Origin of the sequence: Enterococcus sp. AZ063 (genome assembly GCF_051715045.1) — a bacterium.
Taxonomy (GTDB): Bacteria; Bacillota; Bacilli; order Lactobacillales; family Enterococcaceae; genus Enterococcus_D; species Enterococcus_D casseliflavus.
This window is the reverse complement of sequence record NZ_JBIOTA010000001.1, coordinates 1280525-1298967: the sequence shown is the minus strand read 5'-3', so window position 1 is coordinate 1298967 and position 18443 is coordinate 1280525. Positions and strand designations below refer to the sequence as shown.

The 18443-nt window shown below is 36.2% G+C and carries 17 protein-coding genes; 4 read left to right on the top strand and 13 right to left on the bottom strand.

Going from position 1 to position 18443, the window contains the following annotated elements; translation table 11 throughout:
• Positions 1 to 134: 134 nt before the first annotated feature.
• Both IGK61_RS06005 and IGK61_RS06000 read left to right on the top strand, forming a co-directional pair.
• Entirely contained in the window at positions 135 to 2153 is a 2019-nt protein-coding gene (locus IGK61_RS06005; RefSeq protein WP_275851111.1) for a hypothetical protein, read from the top strand.
• Positions 2154 to 2369: 216 nt separating this feature from the next.
• On the top strand, positions 2370 to 3254 hold the full coding sequence (locus tag IGK61_RS06000) for a helix-turn-helix domain-containing protein (protein WP_074535094.1): 885 nt from the start codon (positions 2370 to 2372) through the stop codon (positions 3252 to 3254).
• Between the two features lie 69 nt (positions 3255 to 3323).
• Here the strand turns inward: IGK61_RS06000 and IGK61_RS05995 are convergent, their stop codons facing one another.
• The gene (locus IGK61_RS05995) at positions 3324 to 4886 is read right to left on the bottom strand and encodes a polysaccharide deacetylase family protein (protein ID WP_175445270.1); all 1563 of its coding nucleotides are present in this window, start codon (positions 4884 to 4886) and stop codon (positions 3324 to 3326) included.
• Positions 4887 to 5120: 234 nt separating this feature from the next.
• Between IGK61_RS05995 and IGK61_RS05990 the strand changes: the two genes are divergently transcribed.
• Complete coding sequence (locus IGK61_RS05990) at positions 5121 to 5795, top strand: CPBP family intramembrane glutamic endopeptidase (RefSeq protein WP_074535092.1); 675 nt, start codon at positions 5121 to 5123, stop codon at positions 5793 to 5795.
• 78 nt (positions 5796 to 5873) lie between these two features.
• Here the strand turns inward: IGK61_RS05990 and IGK61_RS05985 are convergent, their stop codons facing one another.
• Together IGK61_RS05985 and IGK61_RS05980 are read right to left on the bottom strand one after the other, a co-directional pair.
• On the bottom strand, positions 5874 to 6083 hold the full coding sequence (locus IGK61_RS05985) for an LPXTG cell wall anchor domain-containing protein (protein ID WP_438844763.1): 210 nt from the start codon (positions 6081 to 6083) through the stop codon (positions 5874 to 5876).
• Between the two features lie 81 nt (positions 6084 to 6164).
• On the bottom strand, positions 6165 to 6362 hold the full coding sequence (locus IGK61_RS05980) for a MucBP domain-containing protein (protein ID WP_275855253.1): 198 nt from the start codon (positions 6360 to 6362) through the stop codon (positions 6165 to 6167).
• A gap of 70 nt (positions 6363 to 6432) precedes the next feature.
• Between IGK61_RS05980 and IGK61_RS05975 the strand changes: the two genes are divergently transcribed.
• A protein-coding gene (locus IGK61_RS05975; protein WP_139152374.1) for an IS3 family transposase occupies positions 6433 to 7595 on the top strand; the annotation gives its coding sequence in 2 pieces (ribosomal slippage) (positions 6433 to 6709 and positions 6709 to 7595; 1164 coding nt in all).
• Between the two features lie 320 nt (positions 7596 to 7915).
• Here IGK61_RS05975 and IGK61_RS05970 read toward each other — a convergent pair.
• The 10 genes from IGK61_RS05970 to IGK61_RS05925 all read right to left on the bottom strand — a co-directional run bounded on the left by IGK61_RS05970 (position 7916) and on the right by IGK61_RS05925 (position 18438).
• Positions 7916 to 9334: a lipopolysaccharide biosynthesis protein gene (locus IGK61_RS05970; protein ID WP_074535089.1), complete on the bottom strand. Its 1419-nt coding sequence runs from the start codon at positions 9332 to 9334 to the stop codon at positions 7916 to 7918.
• Positions 9335 to 9349: 15 nt separating this feature from the next.
• Positions 9350 to 10192 carry a dTDP-4-dehydrorhamnose reductase gene (gene rfbD, locus IGK61_RS05965; RefSeq protein WP_074535088.1) on the bottom strand — a complete coding sequence of 281 codons (843 nt, stop codon included), beginning with the start codon at positions 10190 to 10192 and terminating at the stop codon, positions 9350 to 9352.
• Between the two features lie 55 nt (positions 10193 to 10247).
• A complete protein-coding gene (gene rfbB, locus IGK61_RS05960) occupies positions 10248 to 11276 on the bottom strand; it encodes a dTDP-glucose 4,6-dehydratase (protein WP_074535087.1) in 1029 nt (342 codons plus the stop codon).
• 18 nt (positions 11277 to 11294) lie between these two features.
• Positions 11295 to 11867 (bottom strand): dTDP-4-dehydrorhamnose 3,5-epimerase, encoded by a 573-nt coding sequence (gene rfbC, locus IGK61_RS05955; RefSeq protein ID WP_308169238.1) that lies wholly within the window; start codon positions 11865 to 11867, stop codon positions 11295 to 11297.
• Positions 11868 to 11878: 11 nt separating this feature from the next.
• Positions 11879 to 12748 (bottom strand): glucose-1-phosphate thymidylyltransferase RfbA, encoded by an 870-nt coding sequence (rfbA, locus tag IGK61_RS05950; RefSeq protein WP_074535085.1) that lies wholly within the window; start codon positions 12746 to 12748, stop codon positions 11879 to 11881.
• Between the two features lie 36 nt (positions 12749 to 12784).
• Positions 12785 to 13951, bottom strand: a complete 1167-nt coding sequence (locus IGK61_RS05945) for a nucleotide sugar dehydrogenase (RefSeq protein WP_074535084.1) — start codon at positions 13949 to 13951, stop codon at positions 12785 to 12787.
• Between the two features lie 47 nt (positions 13952 to 13998).
• A complete protein-coding gene (locus IGK61_RS05940; protein ID WP_016628439.1) occupies positions 13999 to 14859 on the bottom strand; it encodes a glycosyltransferase in 861 nt (286 codons plus the stop codon).
• Between the two features lie 115 nt (positions 14860 to 14974).
• On the bottom strand, positions 14975 to 16084 hold the full coding sequence (locus tag IGK61_RS05935) for a glycosyltransferase family 4 protein (protein WP_137231623.1): 1110 nt from the start codon (positions 16082 to 16084) through the stop codon (positions 14975 to 14977).
• Between the two features lie 356 nt (positions 16085 to 16440).
• Positions 16441 to 17640, bottom strand: a complete 1200-nt coding sequence (locus tag IGK61_RS05930) for a hypothetical protein (RefSeq protein WP_238703026.1) — start codon at positions 17638 to 17640, stop codon at positions 16441 to 16443.
• 15 nt (positions 17641 to 17655) lie between these two features.
• A complete protein-coding gene (locus IGK61_RS05925) occupies positions 17656 to 18438 on the bottom strand; it encodes a glycosyltransferase family 2 protein (RefSeq protein ID WP_081343846.1) in 783 nt (260 codons plus the stop codon).
• Positions 18439 to 18443: the final 5 nt, after the last annotated feature.

The window sequence follows — 18443 nt, the reverse complement described above, 5'->3', positions numbered from 1 at the left end:
AGAAGGAAACGCAGCTGCCCAATCGTCTTCTTCTAATACCACATAAGGAGCATAAGAAGATGGATTGGCTAGTAATGATTCTTGTATTGATATGTCTTAGCTTTGTCTGAGAAAGAAATGTAAGGGAGAAGATTATGAAAAAAGAAATAGTAACAAGTTTAATGACCACTGCAATTTTAGGAACCTTCACTGTTGAAACCTGCTTCGCACAGGAAAAAGATCCATCCTATTTGACCGATCCAACCACCCATCACGTCTTATTAAAAGATGGTGACTATTGGTATGACGAAGGCAAAGCCGTTCCTAAGGAATACGCGGAGCAATTGATTGCAAACGAGCAATTAAGCAAACCTGCACAGGCGCCCGATCCTCATCCGACTTTGCAAGTTCCTTCGCAAAGACAACCAGCATGTGAACCGCAACAGATACCAGCGCTGAAAAAACAAAACGAGCAAACAGTTCCCCTTTCAAAAGAACCATTCGCCGTTCCAGAAATGAAACCTGACAAACCAGAGCAACAAGGATCGACTGAAGAACCCAGAAGAACACCACAAGCCGTACCTCCTGCTGTTCCAAAACCCTCAGGAAAAGTAGAGCAAGAGGTAGTACCTACGAGCGCTCCCTATGCTGTACCTGATGAACCAGCGGTATCTTCAATAAAAAAGAAAGACGATTCTGTCCCGACAAAAGCTCCGATAGCCGTACCTGAGAAAATTCCTGTTCCTTTAGTAACCTTTGATTCCTTAGTGTCGAATAAAGTGCCTTATGCTGTACCTGGTGCTACACCAACTGCGATCAACCAGAATCAGGAATTTCTGGTTCCGACGAAAATTCCGATGGCTGTACCTGAGAAAATTCCTGCTCCTTTAGTAACCTTTGATTCTTTAGTGCCGAATAAAGTGCCTTATGCTGTACCTAGCGCTACGCCAACTGTGATTAACCAGAAGCAGGAATTTCTTGTACCGACGAAAACTCCAATTGCTGTACCTGAGAAAATTCCCGTTCCTTTAGTAATCCCTGATCCTTTGGTGCCGAATAAAGTGCCTTATGCTGTACCTAGCGCTACGCCAACTTTGATTAACCAGAAGCAGGAATTTCTTGTACCGACAAAAGCTCCTATGACCGTACCAGAGAAAAGTCCGACTCCTTTAGTAACCTTTGATTCCTTGGTGCCGAATAAAATACCTTATGCAGTACCTGGCGCTACGCCAACTGTGATTAACCAAAAGCAGGAATTTCTGGTTCCGACGAAAATTCCGATGGCTGTACCTGAGAAAATTCCTGCTCCTTTAGTAACCTTTGATTCCTTGGTGCCAAATAAAATACCTTATGCAGTACCTAGCGCTACGCCAACTTTGATTGACCAGAAGCAGGAATTTCTTGTACCGACAAAAGCTCCAATTGCTGTACCTGAGAAAATTCCCGTTCCTTTAGTAATCACTGATTCTTTGGTGCCGAATAAAGTGCCTTATGCTGTACCTAGCGCTACGCCAACTGTGATTGACCAGAAGCAGGAATTTCTGGTTCCGACGAAAATTCCGATGGCTGTACCTGAGAAAATTCCCGCTCCTTTAGTAACCTTTGATTCTTTAGTGCCGAATCAAATACCTTATGCAGAACCTGGCGCTACACCAACTGCGATCAACCAGAAGCAGGAATTTCTGGTTCCGACGAAAATTCCGATGGCTGGACCTAGTAAGATACCGACACCTTTAAGCCAAACGGAATTCCCGCAACCTGGAATTCCTGTCAATGCTGAACCTAAAGCATTGACGATTGTTCACCCTAACGGAAAAGAACAGATTGCAGCCCTTCCGTCATCTGAAGCAATGAAAACGAAAAATTTGGATAACGGCATTCATAGACAACAGAAAAGCAACACTCCTTCTAGAGTCAAATCGATCAGAAAAAAACTTGTTCAACAAAAACCTAAAGAACCATCTAAGAAAAGCTTTGACAATAATGAAGAGCGCGAAAAAACCCGACTAAATCATAAGCAACAGATCAATTCATACACTGCAGCTGACAATCGCTATTTACCCAAAACAGGCGAAAATAGACTTTTATCCTTTTTGATGCAAGCTGTCGGGATAATGGTCATTGGAATTGCTGGTCTACTTTTCTTTCGAAAGAAAGGTCGCCATGAGAAATAAAAAAAACGTGAGAACCCAGCGTTCTCACGTTTTTAAATTGGCTTAGTTTATTTTTGTATCTGTCTAACCAACCATCATCACAAAAATTGCCAACTGTTTTCTCATGAAATCAGAAGAGGTCTGAAATATAAGACCTTTTTAATTCCTACACCGGGCTTGTTTTACTATAATAGGGATACATGATTTCATTAATTCAACGAGAGCGGAGGCTTTCTTATGTATGGCGAAACGATCAGACAAATCCGATTGAAAAAAGGCTTCACCCAAAAAGAAGTCTATGGCACGATTATTTCAAAGTCTTATGCCATCGAATTTGAAAAAGGCAAGCATCAGATTGCTGCCAACCTGCTGTTGCAAATCTTAGAAAATCTATCAATGGATATCGATGAATTTCTCTATATCGCGAATGGCTATCGGCTGGATGAGCAAAACAGCTACAACCATCGGTACACGCAATATTCAAACAAGCACGATATCAACCAGTTACAAATTCTGTTACAGGAACTGCAGCAAACCTCTAGCCGACTTAACAATGTCCGCATCGCAGAGGTTCGCTCACGGATCCGCATGCTGCAATGCTTGGCAGAGCATGGGGTCTATCGGAAACGTGCGGTTTTGGAATGTGATCGTCAAACGATTATTTCCTATCTCGTTGATGTTGAGAGCTGGACGTTACAAGAAATCCAACTATTTGGCAACACCATCGATCTTTTGGACAACGACCATAATTTCCTCTTTTTCAAAAAAGTATCCAAGATGCTCGAGTACTACATCGATATGGAAAAAGGTCGGGAAATTTATTGCGCGCTATTGATCAATTTGATCGAATATACACTAAAACACCAGCAATACGATGCGACGGAAGTTCTCGTCGTCCAATTGAAACTTTTGGCGACAGACTACAAAGAATTTTTCCACCAAACCGTCTGCAAGTTTTTCCAAGGCGTGTTGCTCATAAGAACCGGCGATCAAAAAGCTGGTGAAACGATCACGCAAAAGATGTTGGCTATCATGCGAGAATTGGATCAAGGTGCCCTTGCCGATGATTTTGCTTTGCTATTGGATGAAGATTATCTCCGAGCATTTGCCTCCTCCGAGTGATAAAGCGGCAACTGCAGCGTTCGTTAATAAAAAGGAAGTGATGATTGCCATCACTTCCTTTTTCAGCTATTAGCTAACACTACGTTCGTCTGTCGCTCCAAAGTATTGATACATTGGTTTTTGGTTGCCATTGAGCAATTGATCCACCGTCACAAATTCATAGCCTTGCGCTTTCAGCGTTTGAATAATACCAGGTACGGCTTGAACGGATTTCGGATGAATATCATGGAGCAGAATTATTGAACCATCGTAGACATTATTTTGGACGACCTTCAAAATTTTGTTTGGTTCTTTTAGCTTCCAATCCTCGGTATCGACACTCCATTGAATGATCGATTTTCCTGCCGCTTGGGCGCTTTGTTGATCGATCGCTCCATATGGCGGGCGCAAATTTTTAGGCAAGACCCCTGTCGCCTGATAGATGGCTTTGTCCGTTTTGGTTATTTCCGCTTTGACCTCCTCTGGCGACAACGTATTTAATTGGGGATGTGAATAGGAGTGACTGGCAATTTCATGCCCTTCCTCATGGACTTTTTTCGCGACTTCAGGATATCGATCCACCATTTGGCCTAATTCAAAGAACGTTGCCTTCACATCATTGTCTTTCAAGATTTTTAAGAGATCCAGTGTCGAGGTATCATTTGGTCCATCATCGAAAGTCAACGCAACATATTTTTTGTTTTCGTCTAACATCGCTTGTTGCTCTTTCAATTGATCCGCATTGACCAGCTCTGGATCAATAAAGGGCGCAATCTCTTTGTAAGCCAAAGTGATCTCGGATACGCCTGTTTGATTTTGCGGCAACTGGAGCGTTATTTTTTCAGGATCATAAGTAAACTTTGAATCATAGGTGATTCGGTCCATCCCCAAGACCGCATCAATGATTTTAGCCGGTTCTTTGGCTTGATCCAAAAGCTTTTGTTGAATCACTTGCTGGATCCCTAGCAAGCTGCCTTCATCTGGAACCAAGTCTTCCAAGGATAATTCATTGCCGGTTTTCTCGGAAATAAAAATTGGATCGGCAACCACGCTATCCGCATCTTCAAACCGCCCAGTCTCCCGATTCCAAACATAGCTGTCCGCTTTTAAGGAATAGGTTGATACTTTTGATGCAACTGCTTGTGCTTGAATCCGAGCGATCGTAACGGTCTCTTTGTCGGCGTGTTTTTTGCATAGCTTGTTCGCCATGGTCGATAATTTCTTACTTGCATCCTTTACAGGGATGGCATTTTCTTCTTTTGGTCGGAAAATCAATTCTTTTTTGTCGCCATCAGACAATGTTTCAAGTTTTGCGGGAATTCCCTCTTTGGCTTGTTCTTCTTGGATCGATGCTAATAGCTTTTGCGCGGCAGCTTCATATTTTTCGCGTGCCAATGCTTCTTGCTGCTTCAAAGTAAAAGCGATATAGCCCCCAGTGGCGATAATGACAATTGTCAGCAGCGTCATCAATGAAAAGAGATATTTGCGATGGGTTGGCTTCTTTTTAGAAACTTGACGATTGGCAGTTGGCGTGCGTCTTGTCGTTCCCGTTGTTTGCTTTTGATGTGATTCGACCCTCGAAATAGGTGCTTGTTTTTCAGAAGTCGCTTCTCTATGTTGTGAATTATTTGAATCATTGCTTGATTTCTTCATAAACATTCTCCCTCAAACATAATAACGTAAACAAAATGTAACATAAGCGTAATAATATTTCAACAGTGTTACAGAGATTCTTATAAACTTCTCTTTTTGTTCACAAATTTTGAGAATTGTTCTTAGAAATCCTTTATTCTGCTTTTAAGAAAACCAATTCTGCCAAGTATGATATCGTGTTCACTGCTTTTTCTTTTTGTTTAAAAATAATGAGAGATATCTTTTTGTACTTTGATGTTTTTTCTGTTTATAATTCAGCATGTGGCAATTACTATGAAGGAGGTGTTCAAAATGAAACACAAATCAGCAGTTTATTTATTCTTTCTTACCTTAATCATAGGATTAACCTATCAATTACTTCCTTATACCCCACTAAACGATTCCGTGTTATCGATCGTCGGTACCATCTGGAATCTGGTCTTCGCATTTAGTGCAGGGTATTTTCTCTTACGAACGACCTTTTTGGAGCAGTTCAAACATTTTCGTTTCACCGTTTTATTGTGGGGTGTCCCTTTCGTCATTTTGACTGGCGTGTTCTTTTCCTTTATTTATGCCGCTATTTTTGGACAACCAACAACCAACTCGATCAGCGAAACCATCACTGTCCAAATGGTCTTTTTGCAAGTCCCCTTTATGCTGATGGGAGAAGAATTGCTTAGCACCAACCTCTTGTTGGCGTTGCAGAAAAGAGGCTTTTCTTTTGCCTGGTCATCCATCATTTGCAGTGTGCTATTCGCTTTATGGCACATCCCAGCGTACGGCTTTCATCCAGCTCAATTATTGATCACCTTGATGCCTGCCAGATTGGCACTCAACTACGTTTGGAAAAAATCCAATAGCGTATGGGTCAGCGGGATCTGCCATTTTCTCTATGACTCTCTGGGATTCATTTCATTTTTAGGTAAATAAGCATCAAAAAGGACAGCTGAAGCCTAGCTGTCCTTTTTGATAGTTGGTAACGACTTTCCCCAATGGCTTACTTAATCACTATTTTCGCTTTCTGAAATAAAGCCAGCTTGCCGTGGCGATAAAGAACAAACCAACTACAAACGGGAACAACGTCCCCTGCTCATCGGTTTGCGGCAATCTTTGTGCAGAAGCGCTTTTTTTCGAAACAACAGTTTGCACAGGAGCTTTTTCTCTATTATCAGAACTATCAACTGTTGCAGCTTGTTCTTTTGTATAAACGTACGTCACAGTTGCCCCCAGCTTGCCGAATGTTCCTTTCGCATTTTGTGGCAAACGACTTCGATCTAAGACGTAGTCGTTGATTGATATTTAGTATTTTTCTGTGCTAGCATCGTAAGGTTCGCCTACATTTCCTGATAGGATTTGGGAAGCATGAATTTCGTTACCTTCTGTGTCTACATACTCCACCGTTACATCCGCTGCTGGTACCGGACTTTTTGTGTAGATGTAGGTGACTGTTTGCGCTGTTTCGCTAAACACACCTTTACTGTTTTTTGGTAATTGGATAGGCTACAATTAACTAGACAGAAAAATTAAGGTGTGTAGACTAGAAGAAAACATACCAGGAGGAATTTTTATGTCTAAGAGAACACGAAGAACTTTTTCACAAGAATTCAAGCAACAAATCGTCAATCTTTACTTAGCTGGAAAGCCACGTGTAGAAATCATTCGAGAATATGAACTAACGGCTTCAGCATTTGACAAATGGGTAAAGCAATCTAAAACGAGTGGTTCATTCAAAGAAAAAGATAATCTTACGCCTGAACAAAAAGAATTGTTAGAACTACGTAAAAGAAACCAGCAATTAGAAATGGAAAATGATATTTTAAAGCAAGCAGCGCTGATATTCGGACGAAGAGACAAGTAATCGATGCGAATAAGCATCTTTACCCTATATCAGCGATGTGCAGAATATTAGGTCTATCACGTCAGTCCTATTATTATCAATCAAAACCAAAGAAAGATGAATCAGAACTTGAAGAAGTAGTCGCTGAAGAATTTATCCGCAGCCGAAAGGCCTACGGCTCAAGAAAAATAAAAAAAGCCTTATCAAAACGAGGCATTCAGATCAGCCGACGAAAAATTAGTAGAATCATGAAAAATAGAGGATTAAAATCGAGCTATACTGTTGCTTATTTTAAAGTACATCATTCTACTTGCAATGAAGCCAAAACGACAAACGTATTGAATCGTAAATTCTTAAGAGACAACCCATTAGAAGCGATCGTAACAGACTTGACTTATGTACGAGTCGGGAAAAAATGGAATTATGTCTGTTTCATTTTGGATCTGTTCAATCGAGAAATTCTCGGCTATTCTTGTGGAGAACATAAAGATGCCGTTCTAGTAAAAAAAGCATTTAGCCGTATCAAACAACCTCTGACAGAGGTTGAGATTTTTCATACTGATCGTGGAAAAGAGTTTGATAACCAAGCTATTGATGAATTATTAACAACTTTTGATATCAATCGATCATTAAGTCATAAAGGCTGTCCTTTTGATAATGCCGTAGCTGAACCAACTTATAAGTCGTTGAAAGTAGAATTTGTCTATCAATACACATTTGAAACCTTACAACAATTGGATTTGGAGTTATTTGACTATGTCAATTGGTGGAACCACCTTCGGTTGCACGGTACACTTGGCTACGAGACACCGGTTGGTTACCGTAACCAGAGATTGGCGCAGCGAATCCTTGATAATGAGCTCGGATGTGCTAACGCTAGCGAGGCAGTCTAACTTTAACTGTTAGCTCCTGCCGAAGATCGTCACATCCGAGGAGGCTCATTGTCAAGGACAATCGGAATAGCATACGGAAAGAAGTTCTGCACCTTATAAAATTTGTCAAAAAAACTGTTGCCATTCCATCTACTCGTTTTTCTGGAGTGAGTTTCATCTTTCTTTTTGGCATACAAAATACCCCCTATACAGGACTTTTATATTTCAGTGTCCTATATAGGGGGAGCATATCATCGAGTATTCAACGTGGTCTTTTTTCAACTAGTTTAAAACATATCTCTCACATAAAAATGTAGCGTTACATCAATAAATTCCTTATATTATCCACGTATTGCCGATACTAACTGCTTGAAACTAACTTTGATTTTATTAGTATTAATGGCAATATAAATAGAGAAGCAAATCAAAAATAAAATAAAACTTACTAAATTAGAAAGTAACATATTTGATACTATAAAAATAATTGTTATAATTATTTCCTGAATAAGATTACCCACAATATTTATCTCTAGTACTTTGCTTAACAATAATTCAGCTAAAATACATCGGAAAGCTAAGCAGATCATTATTCCTAAAACTACTAAATCAATATTGTTAAAATAAAAAATAGTAATCACTGAAAGAACTATAGTTAACAATAAAGAAGCCATATTGGCCAGCAATATATATTTCTCTTTTCGGATTGTTTTTAAATAGGTATTTATTAACAGAGACATTCTTCCTTCATAAATAACCATTGGAAATAAAACGCCCATAAATCTTAGACTGTCTTTATATGCTGGGAGCCAGTTTTCTAAAATTATTCGTATAGGATTAAAAAAGAGTAACAACGAAAAAGTAAGTGGAACAAATACTGTTCTGATTTGCTCATAAAGAATTTTTAAATTACTACGATTCGTACGTCGTAATAAAGGAAAAATCACAATACCAACAGCGTTTATAAAAGTCATAAACATATTCGAAATACTTAAAGTAAATGACAGTTTACCAAAAGTTTCTATATCCCATTTATTTTCCACAAGTAACCTTGTAATCCCAATAATCAGCATACTTGCAATATTACTAATCATTAGGTTACTACCAATTTTTATATTTTCAAGTATTTCAGAAAAATATTTTTTCCCCCTTTTCACCTTATTAAAAACAATATCATTAATCTGATATATTCCCCATAAGGTTACTATTAATCTTGAAAATATGTCACTTACTGCTAAAACAACAAAACTTCTTCCCCCTAGAAACAAGTATATAAAAATAAAGACTATATATATATATCTATCGAAGCGAGAAAGGTTAGCATACTCTTTAATTCTATTCGTTGATTGAAAAATATATAAGATGAACATTCTTAAATTCGTAATGATGGTAACTACAGCTGTACAGAGTAAGATTAGACTCTTTTCTCCAGAGTCATGTCTTAATAATACATATAGGACGATTCCGAAAGCAATAAATATTTGCGATACAAATAAATACCAAAACTGGACATTTAAACTAACCTTATCTAAATTGTCATACTCTTCCCCACCTATTTTTAGGTATATTCCATCAAGCCAACCAAAATGCAAAAAACCTACATAGCTTGAATAAAATACATACAATTGCCAGTAGCTATATTCCTTGATTCCCAAAATCCGAGGAACAAATAAATTTAAAACTACTGATATTATTAATATCGATAAATTAGCCGATATTGTATATCTAAGATTTCTAAATAAATTTTTTGCTTTATTATTCATTTATATTTATCATCCTCAATGGTGAAGCATCTTCGCCAAAGCTTCTTGCCAACTAGGTATCTCAAAACCTATGTTCTTTGCTTTGCTCAGATCCATCACTGAATATTGTGGACGTTCTGCTTTTTGTGGGAATTCTTCAGAGGTGACAGGCAAAACAGTAACTTTCTGATTGTCTTTGAGGATTTCTTTAGCAAATTCGTACCATGAACACACCCCGTCGTTTGACAAATGATACACACCATATGGCGCTTTCTTTTCAATGACAAAAAGCATGAATTCCGCTAAAGTTCTGGTCCATGTTGGTCGCCCAAATTGGTCATTGACCACAGTTAATGTATCCCGTGACTCCGCTAGTTTTTGCATGGTAAATACAAAATTATGTCCGTACTGACCAAATACCCATGATGTTCGAATGATATAATAATCCTCCAAGGTTTCTTGAACAGCTTGTTCTCCTAACAACTTGGTACGGCCATATTCATTCAATGGATGTGTCGGATCATCGACCTGATACTCGCCGTCTTTTTTCGTGCCGTCAAACACATAATCGGTACTGATGTACACCAATGTTGCTCCGACTTCTTTTGCGGCCAAAGCAACATTTTTCGTTCCTTCGACATTGATTCGTTCATCTATCTCTTTGCCTTCGTCCTCAGCTTTGTCTACTGCGGTGTAAGCGGCACAGTGAAAAATGACTGAAGGCTTCAATTCTTTAATAAATGTCTTTGTCTGTTGGGCATCGGTGATATCCAATTCATCTCGATCCGTCGCCACTACTTCTTGTTGAGGCATCTGTTCATTTAACAGATGACGTAATTCTGTCCCTAGTTGTCCATTACTGCCAGTGATTAAAAACATTTTTCCCATCCTTTCAAAAAAGCAGGATCACTCCTGCTTTATTTGCTGTTGCTCTTTATTGATCGTTCTTGGCATAAGCCGCTTCTACAGCTGCTTTTCCCGCATGCCACCATGCTTGATTTTCAGTATACCATTGGATGGTAGCATCCAAGCCTTCTCGGAAATCAGTAAACTCTGGCTGCCAGCCTAACTCTTCACGGAGTCTTGTGGAATCAATGGCATAACGGAGATCGTGTCCTGCGCGATCCTTGACTTGATCATAAGCATCTTTCGGCTGTCCCATAGCCTCTAAAATCATTTCTAAGACAGTCTTGTTGTCTTGTTCACCATCAGCACCGATCAAATAAGTTTCCCCGATTTTTCCTTTTGTTAGGATTAACCAAACAGCGGAAGAATGATCGTTTGTATGAATCCAATCTCGGACATTCTTTCCTTCACCATACAATTTAGGGCGAATACCGCTTAAGATATTCGTAATCTGACGAGGGATAAATTTTTCAATATGCTGATATGGACCATAATTATTGGAACAATTAGAGATCGTCGCCTGTAAGCCAAATGAACGAACCCACGCACGAACCAAAAGATCTGAACCTGCCTTCGTAGAAGAATAAGGACTTGAAGGATTATACGCTGTTTCCGCGGTGAATTTTTCTCCTGCTCCTTCTCCATGACCTGGAAGATCTTCTCGCAGTGGGAGATCGCCATAAACTTCATCCGTCGATACATGATGGTAACGCACATTATACTTACGACAAGCTTCCAACAAAGTATACGTACCGATCAGATTTGTTTGTACAAATGGAAACGGATCTTTCAATGAGTTATCATTGTGAGATTCTGCCGCATAATGCACTACAGCATCTGTATCTTGAACAAGTTTATCTACCAATGGTGCATCAGTGATATCACCAACCACCAATTCTACCCGGTCTTCTGGTAATCCGGCTAGATTTTCTTTATTGCCGGCATAGGTCAACTTATCCAAAACCGTCACATGAACGTCCGGATGATTGTTAACGACATAATGAACAAAGTTAGAACCGATAAACCCAGCTCCTCCAGTAACAATAATTTTTTTCATTTCAGCTTGCTCCTCACTCTAGATCTCACCATATACAAATGGATTTTCTGCTTCGAACACTTTTAATGTTGGGTGATGATGATCTTTTTCCGACATAATCGCTTGTTCACGACCAATCGGCCAATTAATGTCTAGATCTGGATCATCAAAGGCAATTCCACCATCCGCTTCAGCATTGTAATAATTATCGCATTTGTAAAGGAAGTTCACATCTGGAGTCAGTGTCACAAAACCATGCGCATAGCCCTTTGGTACCAGTAATTGACGGTGATTGTATTCCGAAAGAAGATACCCTTCCCATTGCCCATAGGTAGGACTGCCTTTGCGGATATCAACGATCACATCCCAGACCACACCAGTCACTACACGAATCAATTTTGTTTGAGCCGCTTCACCCTTTTGAAAATGAAGCCCACGTAAAACGCCTGGTTGTGTCGATAAAGAATGGTTATCTTGAATAAAGTCATAGGCAATACCTGCTTCTTCAAAATCGACCGCTGAATAACTTTCTGTAAAAAAGCCGCGGTGATCGCCAAAAACAGCAGGTTCGATGATTTTCACATCGGTTAGTTTGGTAGTGGTTACTTTGATTTTCCCCATGATTACGCCTCATTTGCTAAACGGAGCAGGTAGCGTCCGTATTGATTTTTTTTCAATGGCTGTGCTAATTCTACCAGTTTTTCTTTAGTGATATAGCCCATCCGATACGCGATTTCTTCTAAACAAGCGACTTTTAGATTTTGTCGTTTCTCAATCGTTTCAATAAACGTCGAAGCCTCCAACAATGATTCGTGGGTTCCGGTATCTAGCCAAGCAAAGCCGCGTCCCATTACTTCAACAGACAGTTTACCTTTTTCCAAATAAGCTTGGTTGATATCTGTAATTTCTAATTCTCCACGAGGCGATGGTTTGATTTTTTTCGCGATCTCTACCACGTCGTTATCATAGAAGTAAAGACCTGTCACCGCATAATTTGATTTGGGCTCTTCCGGTTTTTCTTCGATCGAGATGGCTTGCCTTTGGTCATCAAATTCAACAACTCCAAACCGTTCCGGATCATTTACATGGTAGCCAAACACTGTGGCACCCGTTTCTTTTTGCGCTGCACGTTGCAGCATTTGTGACAAGCCACCACCATAATAAATATTATCACCTAATACCAGACAAACACTGTCGTTGCCGATAAATTCTTCTCCAATGATAAAAGCTTGGGCTAGACCATCCGGACTTGGTTGTACTGCGTATTCAATATGGATTCCTAATTCATTCCCATCACCAAATAATTCTTGAAATCTTGGTGTATCTTGCGGTGTTGAAATGATCAAGATCTCATGGATCCCTGCCAACATCAAGACGGACATCGGATAATAGATCATTGGTTTGTCGTAGATGGGCATTAGTTGTTTCGATGTCGCTTTAGTTAATGGGTACAGACGAGTGCCTGAACCACCTGCTAGGATTATACCTTTCATTATTATTTCCTCTTCCTAAAAATCAAGCTATTATGATTAGTCTCTTCTAAAAATATCTCTCGTATAAACTTTGTCCTCTACGTCTTTAAGAAAAGGTTCAACACGGTTTGATACAATCACATCTGAAATAGCTTTAAATTCTTCAAAGTCTTTAACCACTTTAGAATTAAAGAAATCTTCCGCATCTAGTGTTGGTTCATAAACAACCACTTCGATTCCTTTTGCTTTGATCCGTTTCATAACACCTTGAATTGATGAGTAACGGAAATTATCAGAATTGGCCTTCATTGTTAATCGATAAATTCCGACCACTTTAGGATTTTTAGCAATAATTTGTTCTGCTATGAAATCTTTACGAGTTGTATTTGCTTCCACAATGGCTCCGATAATGTTGCTTGGTACATCTTCATAATTTGCTCGAAGCTGTTTCGTATCTTTAGGTAGGCAATAACCGCCGTAACCAAATGAAGGATTATTGTAATGTGATCCAATACGTGGATCTAATCCCACTCCTTCAATGATTTGTCGGCTGTCTAAACCACGAGACTCTGCATAGGTATCTAATTCGTTAAAATAAGCTACACGCAAAGCTAAATACGTATTTGAAAATAGTTTGATGGCTTCTGCTTCTGTTGAATGTGTCAACAAAACAGAAATATCCTCGTCTAATGCATTCTCTTTAAACATATTCGCAACTTCTTGTCCACGATCAGAATACTCTCCAACAACAATCCGTGAAGGATGCAAATTGTCATACAATGCTTTACCTTCCCGTAAGAATTCCGGAGAAAAAATAATATTTTCAGTTTGGAATTTTGCTTTCAATTCCAATGTATATCCTACCGGTACAGTAGATTTTATGATAAATGTTGCATCTGGACGAATCAATAAAGCTTTTTCAATGACATCTTCTACTGTAGATGTATTAAAATAGTTTTTCTTTTCGTCGTAATCCGTTGGTGTTGCGACAATTAAGTAATCTCCAAATAAAACAGCCTCTTCAAAATCTTTAGTGAATTCTACGTTCAAATCATCTCGTTCAAGAAATTCATGAACTTCTTTATCTTCCAGAGGTGATTGTCTTTTTTGCAGCATATCGATTTTTGTTTCAACGATATCGTATGCCTTTACTTCTTCTTTTTGACTCATTAAAAGTGCATTTGCTAAACCAACATAACCTAGTCCAAAAACCGAAATTTTCATAAATGTTCACTCCTATTAATAGTAGTTTAGTTATCTACTATTATCATCTAAATTCTATTAGTTAGTTTGAATATAATATACTTTTCTAAAGTACCCATTGAAAAAAGAACTTTATAAACGCTTAGTTTCCAAACACTTATTCCCAGATATTCTTTTAAATAGACTATTTCAGAATATTTAATAATTTTTTGTCGTTTAAAAAAGCTTTTTATATTTTTTTTAACAGTATTCCCACCAAAGTGTGTTACTTGCTGTTTAACTATAATAGCAGCTTTATAGTCCTTTTTTTTAAGTTTAAAAAAAAGATTATTCTCCTCACCATATAAAAAAGTTCTTTCATCAAACAATCCGATACTTTGAAAAACAGAAGCCTTAATCCCAAAAAAACACCCTGAGATTACGTCAACTTCTTTGATATCTGAATTAAAATCTGAATCGTAAAATCTTGAGAGATTCAATTTATTCATAAGAAATGTTGAAAAAGCGAAAGTTTCAGATAATATATGGTAGTATTTTGGAAGCCTCCATGCAAAATTTTTAGCAATTTCCCCACTTTTATTCTTTATCAATCCACTTACAGCAACAAATTTGTTAGTATCTAAACACTCACAAATTTTCCTAATTGTATTCTCATCAACTTCTATATCTGGATTACTTATAATAAAATTATTAACCTCGTAATTTTTTAAAGCATAATTCAATCCAAAATTATTTCCTGCTGCATACCCTCTATTTTCTTGAGTTGAAAGAACCTCTATTCTATCATTAGACATGCTAGTCAAAAATTCATACGAATTATCAGTAGACTTATTATCGACGATAATAATCTTATCTAAAATTTTGTACTTCTCTATATTCTTTACATATTCTTTGGTCATCAACCAATCATTGTAGTTCAAAATAATCATTATATTCAAGGGAAATCCACCTTATATTTTATATTTAGGGTTTTTTATTTCTATTGGAATCCCTATGAACCGTTAATCTCATAAAATTTCAGAAATATGAGCTTAAAAATAAAAATTATGGTTTATTATTAAACATACTAATTTGATTAATTTTTTTTGAAACATTTTCCCATGAATATTCTTCATGATATTTTACGGCTTCTTGTCTAACCTTAGAAAAAATTTCTTCATTTGTTAGCAATTGTTGAATTTTATTTGACAATTCTTCAGCTGAGTCAGGTTCTTCCAGTAAATATCCATTTTCTCCATTTTGAATAAAATGTCTCATTTCAAATTTATTCGTACCGATACAAGGCAAGCCAAAGCTTAATGCTTCTATAAAAACTAAACCATACGCTTCAAACTTTGAAGGCATACAAAATATATCGCATATTTCAAAATAGTATTTTAAATCTTCTTGACTTAAATCTCCCAAAAAAATGATATTTGAATCCAATTCATAACCATTTAAATGTTTAGGTCCTGCTATATAAAGTTCTAGTTCATCAAATATATCATTTTTTAATTTTTTAAAGGCTTGGACTAAGACGGGTCCGCCTTTTCTCTCAAAATCACGACCAACGAATAAAATTCTACGTCTATTCTTTTTTCTGACAGTTAGAGGCAAAGGTAAATTAATTCCCCCTCCAACATGAAAAACTTTTTCAGCAGGAATTTGTTCAACGTTAACCAAAAAATCTTCAAGTGTTTTAGACATTGTTAAGATTCCTTTAGCTTTTTCATACCTTTTTTTTTGTATTTGATCTCTTTTTTCTAATTTAGCAATTGGGATATCTTGAAAATTACTATATTTAAAAGCTTCAGGATCATTTTTTCTAACATGAAGTAAAAATCCTACAGATAAGTCTTGATAAATGTAAGAATCTTCAATTTCTGCTAGATCACCAATTTGTAAAATAAATTCCTCTGCTTTATTATCTTTTATTTCTCTATTTATATTTTTGGAGACCTTATTTAAAAAAGGCCAGTTAAAATTCATATTTTTCTCAAATTCTCCATATTTAATAAAAGAATAAGCTCCAAATATAATTTTATTTAACTTTGAACTTTGATGTACTTCGATATTTTTAATTTGGTTAGTTTTTTCTAACGATTCCTTTAAAGAATATGTCGTCCCTGACCAAGTTTTTTTTTTGTTTTTATCCCAATTTGCTACAAATATCATAGTTAATAATCATTCCTTTTATTTTTAATACAGAATTATTACAATACTTTGCTTTATGTTTTGAAAAGACTTTATTTATTTTTTAGCATTCAAAAAAATATTTGTACTTTCTTAATTTTAATTCTTCTAAGAATCCTAAGAAATAATTCAACTATTACAAAAAGCACTGTTCAAAAATGAACTTACTTAAATTTTTATCATTCTTTCGTTTGATGAAAATACTTACCTTACATTTATTTTGAGTGGCTTATCTTCAAGATAGCTATTTTTGAATTTTTAATAGTAACGATTTTTTAGATTAATTATTATACAACAACGTTATTAAATTCTTATACATGAAAAATTTATATAACCACCTATTTTAATTGATTATTTACATTTTTCCTAGCAATAAAGAGCAGTAAGATAGTACACCAATACCCTGCTGAAAGATAGCCACCTCTTTGAAATGAAAAGATTGTAAGCATACAGGCTAACCAAAAGTTTGTCTTCCCCATATAAAAAATCAACAAACAAAAAAGAATAAGTGGAATCAGTCCTAATTCTGTTAATAAATATGCAAATATATTAAAAATAGGTGGGGAATTGCCAATACCAATCCCTCCAATATAATCAGAAACATATTGCCAACTACCCACTATCCTAGCCGTTCCAGAACCATCGTTACCATTTATAATTTCATTAAATCTAATAATTATCGTTTGAGTTAACTCTTCTCTGAATATTAAAATTAACACAACAATACCAATAAAAAATAAAATAATTTTTCTATTGAATAATTTCTTAAATGATTTTGATTTTATCATTTGTATTATGGGAAGAATTGCTACAGTTAGTATCGTAGAGAACGAAAACGTAAGTAATGAACAAAAAATTATAAACCAATTTTTTTTATTACTAATTCTAAAGCCTACCTGATTAAAATATGAAAGAGCTAATGAAACCGTCAACATCATCCCTAAACCTTGCGGCTCATTTGATAATCCACGCAATCTTATAATTGAACTTCCACGATAAGTATAACTTTCAGCATCCTGTCTAGAAAAATACCAGAGAGCCCTATAAGGCAACCCAATTAATTGAGCTACGTATATATAGAGAGAGAGAATACACATTAGCAATGTATAGTTAATAAATATCTCAATTACTTTTTTTTGTAAATTAAATTCGGTTACAAAATTATATACATTAAATGTAAAAAGTAAAAAGACAGGTATTTTTATCAAATAAATCAAAGAACTATTTAAATCATAATTAGTAGTAGATATATTTATTCCATAAAATATGTTAGTAATAACAATTGAAATACATAAAATAAAAATAAATATTTGAGAAATTTTAATTTTATGGAAAAATACGCTTGAGCAAATCAATCCCAAGATCAAAAAAATATCTGAGAAAGTTCCTCCAAATGTAGGAGAAAGCATCAAATCATTTAGAAAAAATGAAAGACATAATAAATGTATAGAAAGATGGGCCATAGTTTCAGAAAATTTATTCAGCACGGGTATATCCCTTTTTATGGATTTATCTATGGTCACATTAGGATAATTCACTAGCTCTTACCTCCTTTACTCTTTAAAGTTTTTCGCTCCTTGCAACATATATTTTAATGCTTCTATTCTCTTTACGTTATTACTACTATCGTATCTTCTCAGCCAAAATTGTAAAATAAGGAAAAAAGATAACTTTCCACCAAGAGCTTGGTATAATGCTCCTTTATCTACATAATATTTTTTATTGAATCCCTCAAACCACGAAGACGTGTCATTATAAACATCAGAAATTGTTATAGGGATTGAATAAATTTTTAATTTAGTTTTTAGAGCACTCCATAAAAATAGTGTGTCTTCTCCAGAACCGTATCGTGTTCCTCCACCAAATAATAGTGAGAAAGATAGGTTCTTTTTTAGTATGCTATTTCTTTTAAATGTAAAAGTGACAGTTCCATATTTCAGTGAATTATAAAACTTTACTTTTCCTTCTTTTTTTGTAGTTTCTCGGATTTTATTTCCTTGATGAACTCTAACATTAAATATAATCATATCTGCATCTGGATATTTTGAATAGGCTTCGTTAATTATTTTTTCATATCCATCCACAAAAACTTCATCCTCATCAGCCATTACAATGATATCATCAGAAGCCCTCATCAAGGCATTATTTCGACTACGACCTACTCCTTTTTCAGACATAGAATAGAATTTCCAAGTCCTGTCATTTATAACTTGTTGTTTATATGAAAAATTTTCTGATATATTTGGGGTTTGATTAATGACAACTGCATTTGTTTGAATATTCATTTTTTCTAATAAAGACATATCTTTATTCATACTTGATACTAAAACTTCCATAATAA

Bases quoted from the DNA above. Each gene is read 5' to 3' on its own strand.
- IGK61_RS06005 (WP_275851111.1), top strand. From the start codon at position 135: ATGAAAAAAGAAATAGTAACAAGTTTAATGACCACTGCAATTTTAGGA.
- IGK61_RS06000 (WP_074535094.1), top strand. From the start codon at position 2,370: ATGTATGGCGAAACGATCAGACAAATCCGATTGAAAAAAGGCTTCACC.
- IGK61_RS05995 (WP_175445270.1), bottom strand. From the start codon at position 4,886: ATGAAGAAATCAAGCAATGATTCAAATAATTCACAACATAGAGAAGCG.
- IGK61_RS05990 (WP_074535092.1), top strand. From the start codon at position 5,121: ATGTTTTTTCTGTTTATAATTCAGCATGTGGCAATTACTATGAAGGAG.
- IGK61_RS05970 (WP_074535089.1), bottom strand. From the start codon at position 9,334: ATGAATAATAAAGCAAAAAATTTATTTAGAAATCTTAGATATACAATA.
- rfbD (WP_074535088.1), bottom strand. From the start codon at position 10,192: ATGTTTTTAATCACTGGCAGTAATGGACAACTAGGGACAGAATTACGT.
- rfbB (WP_074535087.1), bottom strand. From the start codon at position 11,276: ATGAAAAAAATTATTGTTACTGGAGGAGCTGGGTTTATCGGTTCTAAC.
- rfbA (WP_074535085.1), bottom strand. From the start codon at position 12,748: ATGAAAGGTATAATCCTAGCAGGTGGTTCAGGCACTCGTCTGTACCCA.
- IGK61_RS05945 (WP_074535084.1), bottom strand. From the start codon at position 13,951: ATGAAAATTTCGGTTTTTGGACTAGGTTATGTTGGTTTAGCAAATGCA.
- IGK61_RS05940 (WP_016628439.1), bottom strand. From the start codon at position 14,859: ATGATTATTTTGAACTACAATGATTGGTTGATGACCAAAGAATATGTA.
- IGK61_RS05935 (WP_137231623.1), bottom strand. From the start codon at position 16,084: ATGATATTTGTAGCAAATTGGGATAAAAACAAAAAAAAAACTTGGTCA.
- IGK61_RS05925 (WP_081343846.1), bottom strand. From the start codon at position 18,438: ATGGAAGTTTTAGTATCAAGTATGAATAAAGATATGTCTTTATTAGAA.